This window comes from Pseudogemmobacter humi, assembly GCF_900609055.1.
Lineage (GTDB): Bacteria > Pseudomonadota > Alphaproteobacteria > Rhodobacterales > Rhodobacteraceae > Pseudogemmobacter > Pseudogemmobacter humi.
Genome location: NZ_UXAW01000091.1, coordinates 1 through 17,968, shown reverse-complemented (window position 1 = coordinate 17,968; position 17,968 = coordinate 1). Strand labels below are relative to the sequence as shown.

Annotated in this window: 17 protein-coding genes; 10 read left to right on the top strand and 7 right to left on the bottom strand. The window is 65.4% G+C overall.

Annotation, left to right across the window (positions count from 1 at the left end):
- Positions 1–10: 10 nt before the first annotated feature.
- On the bottom strand, positions 11–1,252 hold the full coding sequence (locus XINFAN_RS16980) for an RNA polymerase factor sigma-54 (RefSeq protein ID WP_160144649.1): 1,242 nt from the start codon (positions 1,250–1,252) through the stop codon (positions 11–13).
- 29 nt (positions 1,253–1,281) lie between these two features.
- Between XINFAN_RS16980 and XINFAN_RS16975 the strand changes: the two genes are divergently transcribed.
- Entirely contained in the window at positions 1,282–2,244 is a 963-nt protein-coding gene (locus XINFAN_RS16975) for a hypothetical protein (RefSeq protein ID WP_160144648.1), read from the top strand.
- On the opposite strand, the gene XINFAN_RS16970 is transcribed toward XINFAN_RS16975, so the two are convergent.
- From XINFAN_RS16970 to XINFAN_RS16960, 3 genes are read right to left on the bottom strand one after another with little or no spacing between them, the layout of a single operon-like run.
- Positions 2,219–2,404 (bottom strand): hypothetical protein, encoded by a 186-nt coding sequence (locus XINFAN_RS16970; protein ID WP_124088060.1) that lies wholly within the window; start codon positions 2,402–2,404, stop codon positions 2,219–2,221. The genes XINFAN_RS16975 and XINFAN_RS16970 overlap by 26 nt on opposite strands.
- Before the next feature lie 14 nt (positions 2,405–2,418).
- Positions 2,419–3,555 carry a WD40 repeat domain-containing protein gene (locus XINFAN_RS16965; RefSeq protein ID WP_124088059.1) on the bottom strand — a complete coding sequence of 379 codons (1,137 nt, stop codon included), beginning with the start codon at positions 3,553–3,555 and terminating at the stop codon, positions 2,419–2,421.
- Complete coding sequence (locus tag XINFAN_RS16960) at positions 3,548–3,847, bottom strand: hypothetical protein (RefSeq protein ID WP_124088058.1); 300 nt, start codon at positions 3,845–3,847, stop codon at positions 3,548–3,550. The genes XINFAN_RS16965 and XINFAN_RS16960 overlap by 8 nt, the downstream gene beginning before the upstream one ends.
- A 47-nt stretch (positions 3,848–3,894) precedes the next feature.
- On the opposite strand from XINFAN_RS16960, the gene XINFAN_RS16955 reads away from it, so the two are divergent.
- A complete protein-coding gene (locus XINFAN_RS16955) occupies positions 3,895–4,170 on the top strand; it encodes a hypothetical protein (protein WP_124088057.1) in 276 nt (91 codons plus the stop codon).
- A gap of 5 nt (positions 4,171–4,175) precedes the next feature.
- Here the strand turns inward: XINFAN_RS16955 and XINFAN_RS16950 are convergent, their stop codons facing one another.
- On the bottom strand, positions 4,176–4,625 hold the full coding sequence (locus XINFAN_RS16950; RefSeq protein ID WP_124088056.1) for a hypothetical protein: 450 nt from the start codon (positions 4,623–4,625) through the stop codon (positions 4,176–4,178).
- A gap of 746 nt (positions 4,626–5,371) precedes the next feature.
- On the opposite strand from XINFAN_RS16950, the gene XINFAN_RS16945 reads away from it, so the two are divergent.
- From XINFAN_RS16945 to XINFAN_RS16910, 8 genes are all read left to right on the top strand, one after another.
- A complete protein-coding gene (locus XINFAN_RS16945) occupies positions 5,372–7,039 on the top strand; it encodes an aromatic/alkene/methane monooxygenase hydroxylase/oxygenase subunit alpha (protein WP_124088055.1) in 1,668 nt (555 codons plus the stop codon).
- A 100-nt stretch (positions 7,040–7,139) separates the two neighbouring features.
- Complete coding sequence (locus XINFAN_RS16940) at positions 7,140–8,198, top strand: NADH:ubiquinone reductase (Na(+)-transporting) subunit F (protein ID WP_124088054.1); 1,059 nt, start codon at positions 7,140–7,142, stop codon at positions 8,196–8,198.
- A 52-nt stretch (positions 8,199–8,250) separates the two neighbouring features.
- On the top strand, positions 8,251–9,309 hold the full coding sequence (locus tag XINFAN_RS16935; protein WP_124088053.1) for an aromatic/alkene monooxygenase hydroxylase subunit beta: 1,059 nt from the start codon (positions 8,251–8,253) through the stop codon (positions 9,307–9,309).
- An 11-nt stretch (positions 9,310–9,320) separates the two neighbouring features.
- Positions 9,321–9,689, top strand: a complete 369-nt coding sequence (locus XINFAN_RS16930) for an MmoB/DmpM family protein (protein ID WP_124088052.1) — start codon at positions 9,321–9,323, stop codon at positions 9,687–9,689.
- A 105-nt stretch (positions 9,690–9,794) separates the two neighbouring features.
- Complete coding sequence (locus XINFAN_RS16925; protein ID WP_124088051.1) at positions 9,795–10,817, top strand: amidohydrolase family protein; 1,023 nt, start codon at positions 9,795–9,797, stop codon at positions 10,815–10,817.
- Between the two features lie 3 nt (positions 10,818–10,820).
- A complete protein-coding gene (locus XINFAN_RS16920; protein WP_124088050.1) occupies positions 10,821–11,633 on the top strand; it encodes an iron-sulfur cluster assembly protein in 813 nt (270 codons plus the stop codon).
- 75 nt (positions 11,634–11,708) lie between these two features.
- Entirely contained in the window at positions 11,709–13,343 is a 1,635-nt protein-coding gene (locus XINFAN_RS16915) for a molecular chaperone GroEL (RefSeq protein WP_124088049.1), read from the top strand.
- A gap of 59 nt (positions 13,344–13,402) precedes the next feature.
- Positions 13,403–14,446 carry an NAD(P)-dependent alcohol dehydrogenase gene (locus XINFAN_RS16910; protein ID WP_124088048.1) on the top strand — a complete coding sequence of 348 codons (1,044 nt, stop codon included), beginning with the start codon at positions 13,403–13,405 and terminating at the stop codon, positions 14,444–14,446.
- A 76-nt stretch (positions 14,447–14,522) separates the two neighbouring features.
- Here the strand turns inward: XINFAN_RS16910 and XINFAN_RS16905 are convergent, their stop codons facing one another.
- Both XINFAN_RS16905 and XINFAN_RS21830 read right to left on the bottom strand, forming a co-directional pair.
- Positions 14,523–16,550 (bottom strand): sigma-54-dependent Fis family transcriptional regulator, encoded by a 2,028-nt coding sequence (locus XINFAN_RS16905; protein WP_233352285.1) that lies wholly within the window; start codon positions 16,548–16,550, stop codon positions 14,523–14,525.
- A 135-nt stretch (positions 16,551–16,685) separates the two neighbouring features.
- Positions 16,686–17,120, bottom strand: a complete 435-nt coding sequence (locus XINFAN_RS21830) for a hypothetical protein (RefSeq protein ID WP_160144647.1) — start codon at positions 17,118–17,120, stop codon at positions 16,686–16,688.
- Positions 17,121–17,968 lie beyond the last annotated feature (848 nt).

The window sequence follows — 17,968 nt, the reverse complement described above, 5'->3', positions numbered from 1 at the left end:
CGCGCCGGGGCTAGGGCAAGCGGGTATCGCTGCGCCGCCGCTGCGAGCAGGGGGGAATGCCCAGTGCCTCACGATATTTCGCGACGGTGCGCCGGGCGAGCGGTTTGCCCTCGGCGCGCAGCATCGCCGCCAGCGCCGCATCGTCGAAGGGCGCCTGCGGGCGTTCGGTGGCGATCAGCTGGCCCAGGCGATGCCGCATCGCCGCCGCCGCGAGGCCGCTTCCCCGCGCGGGCCCGCTGTCAAAAAGGCTGCATAATGTGCGCAGCCCGTGCGGCGTCTCGACAAGCAGATCGCGCGCCACCCGCCCGACCGTGCTGTCATGCAGGCCAAGGCCCGCCGCGATTTCGGCACGGCTGAGCGCCAGCAGCGCCCCCGGGCCATGATCAAGAAAGCCGCGCTGCCGTTGCAATACCGCGCGCGCCACCGCCAGCACCGTGCGGTTGCGGCGCTCGACGATCGAGGCCAGCCATTCCGCCTCGGCCCGCACCGCCCGCATTGCCGGCCCGGTCCCGCCCTTCGGCGCCAGCGCCACCACCGGCAGCGTGGCGCGGTTCAGCGCGATCTGCCAGCCGCCGTCCGCCCCGCGCGAGACGATCACATCCGGGGCGCGCAACGGCGCGGGACTGCCGCCGAAGGCCAGCCCCGGACGCGGATCCATCCGCCGGATCTGCGCCAGGCAAAGCGCGACAGCCTCGGGCGCGATCCCCGAAGCCTTCGCCACCGCCGCGGCCCCGCCCTCGGCGACCAGATCCAGATGGCGCAGAACCGCCGCCATCGCAGGCGTCAACTGCCCGCGGTCTTCCGCCTGGAGCCGCAGGCAATCGGCCAGCCCCTGCGCGAACAGCCCCGCGGGCTCCATCCCATGCTGCAGCGCGGCAAGCATGGCCGCGGCGGCTTTCCCGCTGCGCCCCGCGCTGAGGGCGATATCGGCCAGAGAGCGGTCCAGCCAGCCGTTGCCGTCAAGCGCCTCGACGAAAGCCGCCGCCAGCGCCTCATCGGCCCGCACCGCTGCGATCATGCGCAACTGGCTTGTCACATGGGCGTAAAGGCCGCTTTCGACCGCATCCTGCTCTGGTGCGATTGCCACGAATGCCGCGGGCAGACGCAGGCGCAGAAACGGGTTCGCCGCCGCCCGCCGCACCAGATCGGCCGCCAGCTCCTCATTGGAAAGCCGCAGCAGATTCAGGGCCTGGATCTGCCGGAAGCCAAGGTTTTGCCGCTGGCTTTGTCTCAGGCGCGAGGTTAGCGTCATCGGGTGCCACCACCGCAGGAGCATCGGCCTTGGCCATCCACGCACCGGATCAACCCATTGCGCCGGAACGGTTCTATCGCGAAATGTCGCCGCAGCTCGCGGCGCGGCTGCGGCAGATGTGGTCTTCGCGCGGGCATGATCTCGACAAGCTCTGGGGGCGGTGCATCCGTGCGCTGCCGGGATTCCGTCCGCTGGCCCCGGCCGATCTGCCCGAGGCGGACAGCCATGCCCATGACCGGCTTTGCCTGTTCGATCAGGCGCTGATCTGGGCCATGGCGCTGAACCGCGCCGCCGGAGAGGGCATGAAAACCGACGGGCTGCGCCTGGGACGCGACCAGCTTTGCGCATTGCATATTCTGACCGGGCGGATGGTCGAAACCGTCTCGGCGCTGCGGCTTCTGGTCCTGTCGGAACTGGCGGCGCCGGCGCTGCAACTGGCGCGGTCGGTTTCCGAGGATGTGGATATGCTGCTTGCGCTGTTGCTGCGCCGCAGGCTGGCGCAGCAATTCGTCGCCTGCCGCACCGCCGAAGAGGCGAACGACTTCTGGCGCCGCCATATCGCCGGGGGGCGCGCCTTCCGGCTGGTGGCGGAAAAGCTTTACAGCATCGGCCTCGATCATTCCGACCAGAGCGAATACGGCCGCTGGCGGCGCCAGGTGCTGACGCTGCTGGGATCGGCGGTTCACAGCTCTCCTCTGGGCCGGGGCGAGCGGCTGCGCGAGGCCGCCTGGCCCGCCAATCCGGTCGCGCGCGATTGCCTCGAATTCGTGACGCACCGGCTGCACGAGCTTTGCGCCTGGGCGCATCTGATCGACATCGGGCTGGAAGAGGATCTTGCGCTGATCGCCGCCAACCCTTCGCCGGACGCGCTGCTGGCCTTCGCGGCTGGCTCGCGCGAGATCCTGCTCGACCAGATGCGCTGGGCGGTGGCCGGGCAGGGGGCAACCGCCGCCAGCCCGGGCCTGTTCAATGCGGGGCGGGCGCTTCACTGATCCGGTCGCTGGCGATCCAGCGCGCGGCCAGCACCAGCGTTCCCATCGCGAAATCCTTGCCATGGGCGGCGATCATCTCCTGCGAGATTTCCGCGATCCGCGCGAAAAAGGCGTCCTTGCTGGCGTCCTCGGCGGTCGGTTGTGTCAGGGCTTCGGTCATGTCTGCTCCTTTCGTCATTTGAAAAGCCGGGGCGGCAGCGTCACCAGCGCGGCATTGCCGGCGGCGGTGCCGATGGCCAGGTGAACGCCATCGGCCGACCAGCACAGCGCGGTGACGGGGCTGCCGTCGGCCTGGCGCAGCGGCATTTCCTCGGGCTGGCCGATCCGCGCGATCGAAACCGCGCCATCGGCGGTGCCGAGCGCGATCAGGTCGCGGTCCGGATGGGCGGCGATCTTCTCGATCAGGACAAGGCCCGACCGCCCGGTGCGCAGGGCGCCCGCCGCCTCGTCGCCGATCGGAGGCGTCGCCAGCGACCAGCCCGCGGCGCGGAAGGCGCCCGAGGCGAAGACGGCATCCCCGGCCTTGCTGAAGGCGATGGAGCCGGGGGCGGCGCGGAAATTGCCGATCCGGGCGATGCCGCCATCGGCGCGGCGCAAAAGCCAGATCCCGTCCTTGCCGTTCGACCCCGCGATCCAGGCCCCGTCGGCCGAGAAGGCAAGCGGCCCGCTGCCGCCCAGGGGATAGCTGTCATAGCCCTGGCGCGGCTGGCCGAACAGCAGGTTCTCTTCCAGCATGACCGCAAGGGAACGGTTGTCCGGCGCAAAGGCCAGCGTGTTTGCCGGCCCCGGCGTCAGCAGGCCGACAAGCCGGGCCATGCCGTCTTCCTCATGCAGATCGGTGCGGCCGTCGCGGGCAAGGGCGATCCGTCCCCCGGAATCCGAGGCGATGGCACAGATCGGGCTGGCTTTCGCCATGATCTGGATGACCTGCCCCCGCGGGGTGACGCGGTGGATGCGGCCGTCGCGCGCGGCGGCGATCAGCCCCACCATGCCCGAAGGCGCCAGCATCGGCGCCTCCCCGGCCAGCACCGGGGTCAGGATCGGCGCAGCCACCGGCTTTTGCCGCGCGCGGATGGTGCTGCGGCCCGAATCCGCCTCGACCCGTATCCGGTTCAGCGCCGATTCGGGATCCTCGACCGGCATCAGCGCCAGCCGGCCATCTTCCAGCGCGAAACCGGCGGCCTTGCCGGCCTTGTCGATGGCGACATCGCGGATCGCCGCTCCGAGGGACCAGCTGCGGGCCAGCAGGTCGAAAAGCGGAGGCTGGGCCTCCGGTCTGGCCGGGGCGTCCGGGGTAGCGGTCTCACTCATCGGATGATCCTCGTTTCAGGGCTTTCAGTTCCTGCCCAAGGGCGGAAAGCTGCTTTTCCATATCCTGCATCTTCTCTTCGCAGGTCTCTGCGACCAGCCGGGCGGCGATCTCGGCGCGTTCGGCTTCCACCAGCGCGGCTCCGGGCTCGTCCTCGGCCATCTGCCGGGCAAAGCCGGCGGCGGCGACCTTCTGCAACAGCCGGTGATACTCGCCCGTCAGGGCGCTGAGTTCGGCGGTAAGGCGGAACTGATCGGCCAGAATCTCTTGTGCACCGCGCGGAGTCTTTGTCATGCTTGCCTCCATTCGCCGGACCACCGGCCCCCGGACAGGAGCCGCAGATGCAACGGACCGATCCCGCAACACGGTTTCTTGCTGCCGTCGGCCACGCCGCGGCGGCGCAACTGGGCCAGGACCATCCGCTTGCCATGGCCGCCCGCGAGGCTGCGAAGACCGGGGCGCCCGGGCAGGGGGCCCGCGTCCATGAACTGCTGGCCGGGCTGGACGATGCCGCCCGCGACCGGATCCTTGCCGCCGCGCACCGGGAGATGCGCGAGGACATCGCCGCGGTCTGGGGCCTGCTGCCCGGCGCCGCGCAGTCGGGCGGAATGCACTGAGCCGGTCATGACCGCACCGGACGCAGGGCGGCCTCATCGGCATTCAGGCTGGCGACCACGCGCTGGATCCCCTCGCTGAACCGCTTTTCGGCCATGTCGATGTGGCTGGCGATGGCATCCCATATATCGACCCGCATCAGCGTTTCGACATCTCCGGTCAGGATCTCGATCTCGCCCAGACGGAAGCTGCGGGCCAGCGAGACGCCGGTGGTGACGAATTCGCGCAACTCGACCGCGTGGCTGTCGATGAAGAACGGCAGCAGCGGATGGCTGTCGGCGCTGACCCCGGCCTCGGCGAGCCGGGTTTCGAGGAACCGGCGGAAATGGCTGTGCAGGATCTCCTGGCTCTGGCCGAGAAAGCGCATGGTGAAAACCATGTCCTGCGGCGCCCGGGCGATCATCGCCTCGGCGGTGATCCGGGAGGGGGTCTGCTCGGGATGTATCGGGTCTGACATCTGAAGCGGCTTTCGGAGATCAGGCCGGGCGCGGCCGGCGGCTGGGATCAGAATAACAGCCGCGAGACCGTGACCACAAAGGTATTTTTAATATAAGCTGATGATTATAAACGGGAAAAATGGATTCTGACGTTACGTATGTAACATTTCGTTCCATCCCCCGGTTACAGTTTTCCTACGGTGTTACATGCCGCGCTGCTGCATGGATTTTCCGCCCCCCGCCCGGGCCGCGCGGCGGTCGAATCGCGTCCTGTCCGGCTGTAACGCCGGCCATGTTACAGTTTCGTGCAACGCCCCGGCCCGCGGACGTGACAGTTGTAACGTTCCGCTACGCCCGCCGCGCCCGGGTTCCGGCAGGCGCGGGAATTTCGTCCGAAAAATACTTATAAATTAAATATTTGATATCAGTGCCTTGCGTGGGGATCCCGCTGGTTTTCATGAAATTTTCGCGGCGAAAGCCCGATCTGGCACAGATCCTGCATGTATCCGAAAGCACAATAAGGCGGTTCCCCGACGAGGGGCAGACCCCGCAAGAACGAAGGAATGGGAGGAGAAGCGAGGCCACCGGAAAACGGCAGCACGCTTATGCACTGTCGATTTCGGTTTCCGGCCCCGTTGCCCGGAACCTTTGCCGTGACCTGACCCGGTCTTTCCCCCGCAAGGGGGGGCCGGAAATCCCGGGGCGGACAATCCGCCCAACGGCGCCGAAACCATCCCGGTGCCGTCAACATCAGGAGACTCATGGCATGACGCAACTGACGCTCAACAAGATCACCGCGCAGCGCGGGATCTCGGTCGGGGAGGCCACCAAGAAGATCTCGGACCTTGGCTGGAACCCCAGCTATGTCCAGGAAGCCGCGACCTTCCCGACCGACTACAAGATCGCGAAAGCGCCGCGCGACCCGATGAAACAGGTGCTGCGGTCCTACTTCCCGATGCAGGAAGAAAAGGACAACCGCGTCTATGGCGCGCTGGATGCCGCACTGCGCGGCGACATGTTCCGCAACGTCCAGCCCCGCTGGGTCGAATGGATGAAGCTGTTCCTTGCGATCATTCCGTTCCCGGAAATCTCGGCCGCGCGCTCGATGGCGATGGTGGCCCGGATCGCGCCCGGCGAGGATCTGCGCACCGGCTTCACCATGCAGATGGTCGACGAGTTCCGCCACTCCACCATTCAGATGAACCTGAAGAAGTGGTATATGGAGAACTACATCGACCCGGCCGGCTTCGATATCACCGAAGAAGCCTTCGGCAAGTGCTATGCCACCACCATCGGCCGCCAGTTCGGCGAGGGCTTCATCACCGGCGACGTGATGACCTCGGCCTGTATGTATCTGACCGTTGTTGCGGAAACCGCCTTCACCAACACGCTTTTCGTCGCCATGCCGTCGGAAGCCGCCCGTAATGGCGACTACGCGCTGCCGACCGTGTTCCTCTCGGTGCAGTCGGATGAGAGCCGCCATATCGGCAACGGCCACTCGCTGCTGATGGCCGCGCTGAAAGAGCCGGAGAACCATCTGCTGCTGGAGCGCGATCTGCGTTACGCCTTCTGGCAGAACCACGCGATCGTCGATGCCGCCATCGGCACGCTGATCGAATACGGCACCACCAACCGCGACAAGGAGAAGGAATCCTACGCGGAGATGTGGCACCGCTGGATCTTCGAGGACTACTACCGGACCTATATGCTGCCGCTCGAAAAATACGGCATCAAGGTGCACCATGATGACGTCCACGAGGCCTGGAACCGCATCACCAAGAAGCATTACGTCCACAAGGTCGCGCAGTTCTTCGCGGTCGGCTGGCCGGTGAACTTCTGGCGCATCGAGGCGCAGACCGACAAGGACTTCGAGTGGTTCGAGCACAAGTATCCGGGCTGGTATGCCGAATTCGGCGACTTCTGGAAGTGGTATGCGAAACTGTCGAAACCGGGTCAGAAGGTGATCACCTTCAACGAGGAAACCGGCTACGTCTATCCGCATCGCTGCTGGTCGTGCCTCGTGCCGTGCCTTATCCGCGAAGACATGGTCGTGGATGAAATCGACGGCCAGCTTCACACCTTCGCGCATGAGCTGGACCGCTGGACCGCCGTCGAGGCCTTCTCGAACGAATACCAGGGCCGTCCGACGCCGGCGATGGGCAAGTTCTCGGGCAAGCGCGAATGGGAAACCGTCTATCACGGCTGGGATCTCGCCGATGCGATCAAGGACCTGAACTTCGTCCGCGACGATGGCAAGACGCTCGTGCCGCAGCCGCATCTGCGCTTCGACAACAAGGACATGTGGACGCTCGACGACGTGCGCGGCCACACGCTCCTGTCGCCGCTGACGCTGCTGCGCGAGATGACGCCGGACGCCCGCGCGAAGCATATCGCCGAATACCAGGCGGGCTTCACCATCAATCCCTGCAACTGAGGCAGGTCGGCGGGGGCCATGCCCGGCCCCCGTCACTCACCGGAATTGACGACAGGCGGCCCGATGGGTTGCCGGACTGACGGCGGGGAGGCCGGACAGAATGGGAGAGGTTTACACCGTAAGGCTTGAACCCGTGGGCGTGGAATTCGAGGTGGAAGAGGACGAAACCGTTCTTGACGCCGCCTTCCGCCAGGGGATTGCGCTGCCCCATGGATGCAAGGAGGGGCAATGCTCGGCCTGCAAATGCGTGCTGCTCGACGGCGAGGTCGAGATGCTGAAATATTCCACCTTCGCGCTGAATGACAGCGACCGGGATGGCGGCCAGATCCTGATGTGCCGCGCGAAGGCCTTCGACAATCTGACAATCGACCTTCTGAATTACGACGAGGAAGTGCTGTCGAAATCCATTCCGGTCCGGCAGTTCGACGGCCGGATCACGGATTTCCGCAAACTCACGCATGACATCCGCGGCGTCGAGATCGAGCTGAACGCGCCGCTCAAGTTCTGGGCGGGTCAGTATGTCGACATCACAGTCACCACGGAAGAAGGGGAGACGATCACGCGTTCGTTCTCCATGGCAAATCCGCCGAGCGAAACCCAGAAGCTCTCCTTCATCATCAAAAAATACCCCGAAGGAAAGTTCTCCAACCAGCTCGACAACGGGGGAATCCGGGCCGGAGCAAAAGTGACGGTGGTCGGGCCCTACGGGATGTGCTTCCGCCGCGAAGGGCGCGAGGGGCCGGTGGTGCTGGTCGGCGCGGGCTCGGGCATGTCGCCGGTCTGGTCGATCCTGCACGACCATATCGAGAGCGGCGAGGACCGGCCGGTTTACTTCTTCTACGGCGCCCGGACCGAGGACGATCTGTTCCATCTCGACCGGCTGGCGGCGATCACCGCGGCGCATCCGTCGGTCGAGTTCATCCCGGTGCTGTCCCACGCCCCCGAGGGCAGCGGCTGGACCGGCGAGACCGGCTTCGTGCACCAGGCGGTCGACCGCAAGCTCAAGGAGCTGGGGCTGGAAGGCCAGGGCGATGTCTATGCCTGCGGCCCGCCGCCGATGATCGACGCGCTGACGCCGACGCTCTTCATGCTCGATTTCGAGAGCGAGCGGATTTTCTACGACAAGTTCACCACGACGTCCGGTTCGTCGGGCCATTAAGGCGGCCCGACCGCTCTTCGCTGTGAACAAAACCACCTAGGGAGGAAGACCAATGGCAGCAACAGCCACCGCAACCGGATCAGGGGCCGCCGGCTCTGCGATCTTCGCGGGTTCGACCAGCCGCAAATACAACTACTTCGAGCCGCGCGGCAAACGTGCCACCCATTACGAGGATGTCACCTGCGACGTGCAGCCCGATCCCGAACGCTATCTGATCCAGGACTGGATCATCAGCTTCGGCAACGGCAAGGGCGCCTATACCAAGGACAACACCCGCGCGCTTTCGTCGAACTGGCATGCCTTCCGGGCGCCCGATCAGGAATGGGAACGCACCCATTACCAGCGCCAGTCGAAGATCGAGACCATGGTGCAGTCGGTCATCTCGAACGCCCGCAAGGCCGGTGCACATCTGGCGTTCGACAAGGTGTGGCAGCGAGTGCTCCAGGTCCATCTGGGCGCCTGGAAACATGCGGAATTCGGCCTCGGCACCTCGCTGATGCAGGCGCAGCGTTACGGCTACACCCAGATGATCAACAACGCCACGCTGACCAATTCGTCCTACAAGATGCGGCTGGCGCAGGACATCACGCTGTATCTGGCCGAAATCGGCATGGATATCGAGGGCTGGGATGACGAGCTGGGCAAGAAGGCCTGGCTGGAAGATCCGGCCTGGCAGCCCACCCGCCTCGCCGTCGAGACGATCATGGGCACGGAAGACTATCTGGAGCAGTATTTCGCCATCAACCTGATCTTCGAGCCGCTGGTGGGCGAACTCTTCCGCTCGGGCTTCCTGATGCAGGCGGCGGCGGCGAACAACGACTTCATCACCCCCCCGGTCATTTCGGCGGCCGAGGCGGATTACGAGCGCAACCTCGCCAATACCATCGACCTGATCTGGCTGCTGGTCAATGACGAGGCGCACGGCGCCCATAACCGCGCCCTGTTCAACGGCTGGGTGAAGAAACACGCCGATCTGGCGGACAAGGCCGCGGCCGCGCTTCAGCCGGTCTGGTCGCAACCCCATTCCAAACCCGTGTCCTTCGCCGATGCGCAGGCCGTCTCGCACGAGCGGCTGGCGCAGATCCTCGGCGAAGTCGGTCTGAGCCGCTGAGAGGAGCCGCCATGTCCACCACCGCACGCGACAGCACGAAGAACAACATCTTCAAATCCATGAAGGATATCACCTTCGAACAGACGATCTCGCATCAATGCGGCGTCACCATGAATGACTCGGTCGAGGCCCGCGCCATCGCCGAATACATGGATCAGGATCCGAAGGTGACGGTGACCTACAACCCGGCCACCATCCGCATCGACGGCGAAGGCAAGCTGATCTTCAGGATGGACGACATCAGCGAATATCTGGGCCGCGAGATGACGGCCGAGATCTTCGAGGTGAACACCTCCACCCATTACGGCCGCATGGTCAGGATCGACGACAACACCGTCATCCTGTTCGGCGATATGGACGAAGTGTTCGAATACATCTGACCGCTTGCAGGGGCGCGCGCATCCCGTGCGCCCCTTCCGAGGAATTCCAGGAACAGGCCGCCCCAGGCACCTGATCAGACCAGATGAGATCGAGGGAGAAGCATCATGTATACCACGCCGGACGGGAAAGAGATTTTCGTTCTGGATTGCCACACCCATTTCTGGAACGGCAGCCCCGAGAACCAGCGCAACATCCACGGCAAGCAGTTCATCGACTGCTTCTACGCCTATCACACCGGCCTGAGCCCGAAGGAACAGCTTTGGGAAAAGTCGAGGTTCGAGAAGCAGTCGGTCGAACAGGTCTACCGGGATCTTTTCATCGACGGGCCGGACGATATGGCGATCATCCAGTCCACCTATCTGAAGGATTTCTACAAGGAAGGCTTCAGCTCGATCGAACGCTCGACCCAGCTTGCCAATGTCAATCCGGGCCGCTTCATCGTCAACGGCTCTTTCGATCCGCGCGATGGTGAAAAGGCGCTGGAATACATCCACTACATGAAAGAGACCTTCGATATCAAAGGGGTCAAGATGTATACCGCCGAGTGGAACGGCGATTCCAAAGGCTGGAAGCTGACCGATCCCGCGGCCTATAAATGTTTCGAGCTGTGCGAGAAGCTGGGCATCAGGAACGTCCACGTTCACAAGGGGCCGACGATCATCCCGCTGTCGAAGGATGCGTTCAGCGTCGATGATGTCGATTACGCGGCGACCGATTTCCAGGGCCTGAACTGGATCATCGAACATTGCGGCCTGCCGCGGCTGGATGATTTCTGCTGGATCGCGACCCAGGAAACCAATGTCTATGCCGGCCTTGCCGTCGCACTGCCGTTCATCCACGCCCGTCCGCGCTATTTCGGCGAGATCATCTCGGAACTCCTGTTCTGGATCGGCCCGGAAAAGATCCTGTTCGGCTCGGATTACGCGATCTGGACGCCGCAATGGCTGGTCGAGAAGCTCTGGGCCTATCAGATCCCCGAGGATATCGCGGCCGAACACGGCGTGCAGCTGACCGACGAGATCAAGGAGAAGATCCTCGGCCTGAACGCGGCCCGGCTCTACGATATCGACGTGGCGGCCAAACGGGCCGAACTGGCGCAGACGCCGGTTCGCATTGCGGCGGAGTGAGCCATGGGCCTGCCGCAGATCCGTGGTGCGCAGGCAAGGGAAGTGTGGCGGCGCCTTGGCGCCGTCACCGACCCCGAGCTTGACGAGCCGATCACCGATATGGGCTTCGTCGAACGCCTTGAGGTCCGCCGCGGCGAGGTGGACATCTCGTTCCGGCTGCCGACCTACTGGTGTTCGCCGAATTTCGCCTTCCTGATGGCGGACGGCATCCGCAAGGCGGCGATGGCGCCCGCCTGGGTGTCGAAGGTGCGCGTCCGGCTGATGGACCACTGCTTCGCCGACAGAGTGAACGCCGCCGTCAACAGCGGCGAGGCTTTCGACGCGGTTTTTGCCGAGATGAGCGACGGCGCCGACCTGTCGGAAGTGCGCGAGACCTTCCGCGAGAAGGCTTTCCTGCGCCGGCAGGAGGCGGTGATCCTCGGGCTGAAGGCGATGGGCTGGACCGCCGCGCAGATCACCGGGCTGACGCTTGCCGGATATGATGCGCTGAACCTCGACAATCAGCCCGAGGCGGCGGCGCAGAAGCCGCGCTACCGCGAGATCCTGGTAGAGGACGGGCTGGCGCTTCTGCCCGATGACCTGGCTTTCGTCACCTGGCGGGCAGATCCGCTGCTGCCCGAAGGGTTGGGCGATCATATGATGCGGCTGCGCTCGATACGCATCAATATGGAGTTCAACGGAGCCATGTGCCGCGGCCTCGCCGCCGCGCGCTACAAAGAGGTCGATCGCTCGGGAGAGGAGCCGGAGCTGATCGATTTCCTCCTGGGGCGGGTGCCGCCACGGGATCACGGGGCCAGCCCGCAAAGCCGAAGCTGAGCCACGTCAACCCACCACCATGAAGGGAAACCGGCGCGCGCCACGCGCGTCCGGTCACAAGGGAGGATTACCCCGATGCCGAATTTCCTGCTTCACTCCGTCGAGGCCCGCCGGGCGCTGGCGCGCGGCGTTGCGCGCCTTGCCGCCGCTGTCGAGCCGACGCTGGGCCCCAAAGGGCTGAACGCGATGATCGACCGTCCCGTGGGCACGCCCCTGATCACCCGCGACGGGGTTTCCATCGCGACCGAGATCGAACTGCCGGACCGTTTCGAGAATATGGGCGCCCAGGTGGTGCGCGAAGTCTCGATGCAGACGAATGAGGTGGCGGGCGACGGCACCACCACGGCGATCGTGCTTGCGAATGCGATGATCCAGCAGGGCGTGGCCCAGGCCGAGCGCGGCGCGCGGGCGGTGGATCTGTGCCGCGGGATCGAACTGGCGGTCGCGAAAGTGATCGGGGCCCTGCGCGCCCAGGCGGTGCCGGTGAAGGACAACCCGCGTCTGCTGGGGGCGGTCGCGAATATCGCCGCCACCGATCCGCGCCTCGGGGAAATCGTCGCCGAGGCGCACAGCCGGGTGGGAGAGAACGGCATCATCACCGCCGATTTCTCGATCACGGTCGAAACCACCTTCGAGGTGATCGAGGGCATGTCTTTCGAGCGCGGCTATATCTCGCATCACATGGTCACCGATCAGGACGAGATGGAGGCGGTGCTGGAAAAGCCGCTGATCCTGCTGACGGATCAGAAGATCCTCACGCCCGATGCGCTGGACGGCGCGCGGAAGATCGCGGATGCCGAGGGCCGTCCGCTTCTGATCGTTGCGGAAGAGATCGCCCCCGAGGTGGTGGTGACGCTGCTGGAGGCGGCGCCCGCGGGCAAATATCTCATCGTCCATCCGCCGGAATACGGCCATTGGCGCAAGGCGCAGATGGATGATCTTGCGATCCTGACCGGCGGCGAGGTGCTGGCGCGCGATCTGGGCAGGAAGATCGGCAATGTGACCCGCGAGCAACTGGGGGCGGCGCGCCAGGTGCGGGCCTCTGCCGGCCAGACCACGGTGATCGGCGGCGCGGGCGATCCCGCCGCCATCGCGGCGCGGCGGCTTCAGGTGCAGCGGCAATACGACATCGCCCCCCCGAATATCGAGCAGGACAAGCTGCGCGAGCGGCTGGCGAAACTTTCCGGCGGCACGGCGGTGATCCATGCCGGCGGCCTGACCCCGGTCGAACAGAAGCGCAAGATCCAGCTGATCGAGGATTCGCTCTACGCCATCCGCGCGGCGGTCGAGGAGGGCGTGGTGCCGGGCGGCGGATCGGCGCTGGCCCATGCGGCCCCGGTGCTGGATCAGGTGGTGGCCGAGGCCTCGGGCGATGTCGCGGCGGGGGTGGAGCTGGTGCGCTCGGTCCTGACGCGGCCCCTGGCGCGGATCGCGATCAATGCCGGGTCGGACCCCAATGCGGTGATCGCCGAGGTGGTGCGCTCGGCCGATGGCATGGGCTTTGATGCCGCCCAGGGCCGGTTTCGCGACATGATCGGGGCGGGGATCGTCGATCCGGTGCGCGTGACCTGTTCGGCGCTGGCCAATGCGGCCTCGGTCGCCAGCCTGATCCTGACCACCGAGACCCTGATCGGCCATGCCGAGGAATATGTCGATCCGACCGCCGGTCCGGCGCTTGGCGGCGGCTCGGAACGGCTTGGCCGCCAGTGAGGGGGGGCCGCGCCCCGGCTTCCCCCTGCTCTTGAAATTTCCAGCACAAGGAGCGCGCCATGAAGGCCGCAAGACTTTACGAATACGATCCGGGGATGAACGTCCAGCTGGTGATCGAGGATATTCCCGCCCCCACCATCGCCGCGCCCGATGAGGTGATCGTCCGCGTCGGCGCGGCGGGCCTGTGCCGCACCGATCTGCATATCATCGAAGGCGTGTGGAAGCCGATCATGGACCCGCACAACACGCTGCTGCCCTATGTGATGGGCCATGAGAACGCTGGCTGGGTCGAGGATGTCGGCAGCAATGTGCGGACGGTGAAGCCCGGCGATGCGGTGATCTGCCATCCGTTGCGCACCTGCGGCGTCTGTCTGAGCTGCCACCACGGCCATGACATGTATTGCGACCACGGGCTGTTTCCGGGCCTGGGCCTCGACGGCGGTTTCGCGGAATATTTCAAGACCAACGAGCGCTCGCTGATCAGGCTGAACACCGGCATCGTGCCGCTCGATGTGGCGCCGATGGCCGATGCCGGCATCACCGCCTATCGCGCGGCGAAACGGGCGGCGAAGATGTTGCCGCCGGGCAGCTGGTGCGCGGTGCTGGGCGTGGGCGGCCTTGGCCATATCGCGCTGCAATCCCTGCGCGAATTGTGCGGCGCCCGGCTGATCGCCATCGACCGCGAGCCGGGCGCGCAGGTTCTGGCGCGCGATCTGGGGGCGGATGTGGTGCTGGACGGCGGCCCGAACCTCATCGCGGAACTGAAAGAGATCACCGGCGGCGGCGCCCATGTGGTGATCGACTTCGTGGGCGAGCTGGGCGTCGAGAACATCTGCTGGAAGCTGTTGCGCAAGGGCGGCGAATGTATCGTCGTCGGCTACGGCGGCAGGATCGAGGTGCCGACGCTGGATCTGGTCGCCAATGAAATCAAAATCGGCGGCAGCCTGGTCGGCGATTACACCGAACTGGTCGAGCTGATGGAGCTGAACTCAGACGGAAAGGTGAAGATGCACTACACCCCCTACAAGCTGGACGACATCAACACCGCGATTGACGATTTCAAGAACCGCCGCTTCACCGGACGGGGCGTGATCGTGCCCTGACCACCGGACCCCGGCGGTCCGGACAGAAGCGGAAGAAAGGCGCCACACCCCCCGGTGGCGCCTTTCATATTCCGGCTCACTCATAGGTGCGGCGGATGCCGTAGGTCTTCAGCTTGCGGTAAAGCGTCGGGCGGGAAATGCCCAGAACATGGGCCACGCGGGTCAGATTGCCCTCTTCGGTGATGAGTGTGCGGCGGATCGCCTGCTCTTCCATATCGGTAAGGTTTGCGGGAACCGCCGCCTCCGCCCCTTCCGCCGCGGGCGCGGGCGCCTCCTGCGGGCCGGTGCGGAAGTTGGCGGGCAGATCCTCTGCGCTGACCATGGTGTCCTGGACCATAAGGTGCAGCCGCTCGAACAGGTTGCGCATCTCGCGTACATTGCCGGGCCAGTCATAGCGCGCCATCAGGCTGGCGGCTTCTTCCGACAGGGTGAGCGGCTCGCGCTGCAATCGCGTCGCCACCATGCGGTTGAAATGGTCGGCCAGATCGGGGATGTCGCACGGGCGCTCGCGCAGGGGCGGCACCTCGATGGTCATGGCGCCGATCCGGTAGTAAAGATCGCGGCGGAAGCGCCCGGCCTCCACCTCTTCGCGCAGATCGCGATTGGTCATCGCGACCAGCTGCACATTGACCTGGCGCCGCTTCGAGCATCCGATGCGATAGATCGCGCGCTGTTCCAGCACCCGAAGCAGATAGGGCTGCAATTCCAGCGGCATCTCGCCGATCTCGTCGAGGCAGAGAACGCCGCCGTCGGCCTGTTCGAATTTGCCCGGTTTGCCTTCGCGGGTGGCGCCGGTGAAGGCCCCCGGCGCATGGCCGAACAATTCCGATCCGAAAAGCTCGGCCGAGATCGCGCCGCAGTTCACTGTCACGAAGGGCGCCCGGCCCTTATGGGCCGCCGATGTGTGGATCAGCCGCGCGAAAAGTTCCTTCCCGACCCCGGTCTCGCCCTGGATCAGCACCGCCGAACCCGCGGCGGCGGTGCGGCGCGCCAGATCGACGGCGGCTGTGAATTTCGGTCCCTGGCCGATCATGAGAAGCTCGTCGCGCTCGGCCCCGGCGCGGGGCGGGATGCGGAAGGGCTCTGCCGGCACCGCCGGGGCACTTCTGACCGGGGCGCGCGGCGGCAGAACCAGGGCTGCGCCGCTGAATTCGCCGTCAAGGAACAGCCGGCTGATCCCGCTCGGGTGCATATTGGGCGGAATGGCGCGCGCGATGTCCTGGTCGCTCATCGAGCCGCTGAGCGGAATGAACTGCTGCCCGAGCGAGAGTTTCTGCGCCAGTTGATCGCGGGGCGCGTCCGAGGGCAGCCGATGATACATGACCCGCCCGATCCGGTCGAGGATCAGCACCGAATCGCGGCTGCCCCGGGCCGGGCCATTGTCGAGAAAGGCCTCCAGCAGCCGGGTGCGCCGCATCTCCTGCCGCTCGGCCAGCGCGGCCTCGATCTCGCGCGCGACCGAGGCGATCATCGCGACATTATGCGGGCGGAAGATCGAGGGCGGGCCGGACAGATCGACCGCCCCGATGATGCGCTGATCTACCGGATCGCGCACCGGCGCGGCGGCGCAGGTCCAGGCCTTGATCCCCTGGCAGAAATGTTCCGAGGCATGGACCAGCGTCGGCCGCCCCGAGCGGATCGCGGTGCCGATCCCGTTGGTGCCGATGGCCGCTTCGTCCCATTTGCCGCCCTTGATCAGATGGATGCTGCGCGCCGCGTTATGGGTGCGCAGATCGCCGATCTGTTCCAGCACCAGCCCCTCGGCATCGGTCAGGATCAGCAGGGCATTGGCCTCGGACAGAAGCGGTCCGATCTTCGCAAAGGGCCCGCGCGCCGCATCGTGCAGATCGGCGTTCTTCCGTCTGGCATCCTCCAGCAGGTCCTCGGTCTCGTCCAGCGGCGCCAGTTCGGCGGTGGCGTCGATCCCCGAGGCAAGGCTGCGCGACCAGGATTCGAGGATCTCGCGCCGCACACCGGAGGTCCGGCTCTGCTCGATGTCGCGATAGGTCAGGAAATCTTCCCAGGCGCGCATGGTGGCGCGCTGGTCGAGCCAGTCATCGAACATGCCGGTCCGGGTGTGGAATCCCGAAAGCGGATCGGTCATGAAGGTCCTCCCAAAGGGCTGGGGCGATGGCATCGCCCTTGCTGTCGCATGGAGCATCCGGTCTGTCAGGCATCTGGAGGAGGCGTGGCAGTCGTGGGGGAGGGGGGCACCGGAAGGCCGGAACAGGATCCGGTATCAGCTGAAGCCCAGCCGTTCAGAGATTTCTGCCGCCAGCAGGCTTTCGGGGCAGGCCTGGTCGATGATCTGGCCATCGAGCTCGGAGATTTTTTCGGTGATCTCGTCCGGCAGGCCCGAGAAGAAGCCGTTCTCGCGCGAGGCGAGCGCGAAATATCGCGTGTCTTCCTGCCGCCGGATTTCGCCAAGCATATGAACCTGCTTGCCCGAGCCGCTGTCATAGGCCACGACGCGGTTGTTCACGCTGACCCTGACGCGGATGTCGCCGCTGTCCGCGCTGATGCGGCTCCGGCCGGAAACGTCGTAGAACAGCTTGCCCTCTGGCGCGGGCGCCGCATTGGCGGCCGCGGCCTTCGCGCGTTTGCCGGCGCTGTAGCCGCCCTGGGTCAGGTGATCGGCGATCTGGGTGACGGCGCCGCGATTCGCCTGAAGCATGTTTCTGGCCCGTTCATCCTCGCGGCGCGGGCCTTCTTTCTTTGAAATGATATCGACCAAGGTCATCCTCCCAATGTCCAGTGATCTGTAAAACGAGCAGCCATATGGACTTACCCTGAGCCCGCCTCCCCGCAAGCCTTTGGATCCACCGCTGCCCGCCCGGTCAGGCATGATCGCATGCCGCCGCTTCTGCGCGATAAAAGCTACAATAGGGATATGCCTTTCATCAAGTATTTCCGAAAAGGCGAAACCCTGCCCGTCACCGGCCTCTGTCTCAGCCCGGCCCGGGCGCGGGGCCAGCCCGTCAGCCCGCTGGCCGGTCTGGGATATATGCCGCAGCCGCGGGTGCCTCCGGCGATCGGCATCGGCCGGGCTTCCGTCACGCCGGATTTGCGCCATGCCATTGGAGCGCCGGGGCTGCGGAGAGGGACGCCCGGCTCGCGGCTGCCTGGCTCAGAGCTCTGCAACCGGAACTCCCCTCTGCTCTCGGGGCTCGCCGGTCTGTTGAGGGCGGGCCTGGGGACGAGGCCGGATCCCTGAGGCGCACAGGGCGCAGGGGGCGGAAGGCCGCGACGAACCCTGCCTGACACCCTGAGGCCAACCCGTTGATCCTCATGGAGGATGGCAAAGGCTTTGTTGCACAAATCGTGCTGGATTCATCTTATGAATCCAGCGTGGTAGCTGTGCTGCATGAGTAAACCCCCGCCGCCCGTCTACAAGACCAGGAACTGGTCCGCTTATAGCGGCGCGGCTTTTTTGAGCTATTCGGATTGATGCCGGACTTGTCCCTTTCCCAGATATTTTCAGCGCATGCGGACGGTCTCTGGCGTCCCGAGTGATGTGAAGCG

Bases quoted from the DNA above. Each gene is read 5' to 3' on its own strand.
- XINFAN_RS16980 (WP_160144649.1), bottom strand. From the start codon at position 1,252: ATGACGCTAACCTCGCGCCTGAGACAAAGCCAGCGGCAAAACCTTGGC.
- XINFAN_RS16970 (WP_124088060.1), bottom strand. From the start codon at position 2,404: ATGACCGAAGCCCTGACACAACCGACCGCCGAGGACGCCAGCAAGGAC.
- XINFAN_RS16965 (WP_124088059.1), bottom strand. From the start codon at position 3,555: ATGAGTGAGACCGCTACCCCGGACGCCCCGGCCAGACCGGAGGCCCAG.
- XINFAN_RS16960 (WP_124088058.1), bottom strand. From the start codon at position 3,847: ATGACAAAGACTCCGCGCGGTGCACAAGAGATTCTGGCCGATCAGTTC.
- XINFAN_RS16955 (WP_124088057.1), top strand. From the start codon at position 3,895: ATGCAACGGACCGATCCCGCAACACGGTTTCTTGCTGCCGTCGGCCAC.
- XINFAN_RS16950 (WP_124088056.1), bottom strand. From the start codon at position 4,625: ATGTCAGACCCGATACATCCCGAGCAGACCCCCTCCCGGATCACCGCC.
- XINFAN_RS16945 (WP_124088055.1), top strand. From the start codon at position 5,372: ATGACGCAACTGACGCTCAACAAGATCACCGCGCAGCGCGGGATCTCG.
- XINFAN_RS16940 (WP_124088054.1), top strand. From the start codon at position 7,140: ATGGGAGAGGTTTACACCGTAAGGCTTGAACCCGTGGGCGTGGAATTC.
- XINFAN_RS16935 (WP_124088053.1), top strand. From the start codon at position 8,251: ATGGCAGCAACAGCCACCGCAACCGGATCAGGGGCCGCCGGCTCTGCG.
- XINFAN_RS16930 (WP_124088052.1), top strand. From the start codon at position 9,321: ATGTCCACCACCGCACGCGACAGCACGAAGAACAACATCTTCAAATCC.
- XINFAN_RS16925 (WP_124088051.1), top strand. From the start codon at position 9,795: ATGTATACCACGCCGGACGGGAAAGAGATTTTCGTTCTGGATTGCCAC.
- XINFAN_RS16920 (WP_124088050.1), top strand. From the start codon at position 10,821: ATGGGCCTGCCGCAGATCCGTGGTGCGCAGGCAAGGGAAGTGTGGCGG.
- XINFAN_RS16915 (WP_124088049.1), top strand. From the start codon at position 11,709: ATGCCGAATTTCCTGCTTCACTCCGTCGAGGCCCGCCGGGCGCTGGCG.
- XINFAN_RS16910 (WP_124088048.1), top strand. From the start codon at position 13,403: ATGAAGGCCGCAAGACTTTACGAATACGATCCGGGGATGAACGTCCAG.
- XINFAN_RS16905 (WP_233352285.1), bottom strand. From the start codon at position 16,550: ATGACCGATCCGCTTTCGGGATTCCACACCCGGACCGGCATGTTCGAT.
- XINFAN_RS21830 (WP_160144647.1), bottom strand. From the start codon at position 17,120: ATGCTTCAGGCGAATCGCGGCGCCGTCACCCAGATCGCCGATCACCTG.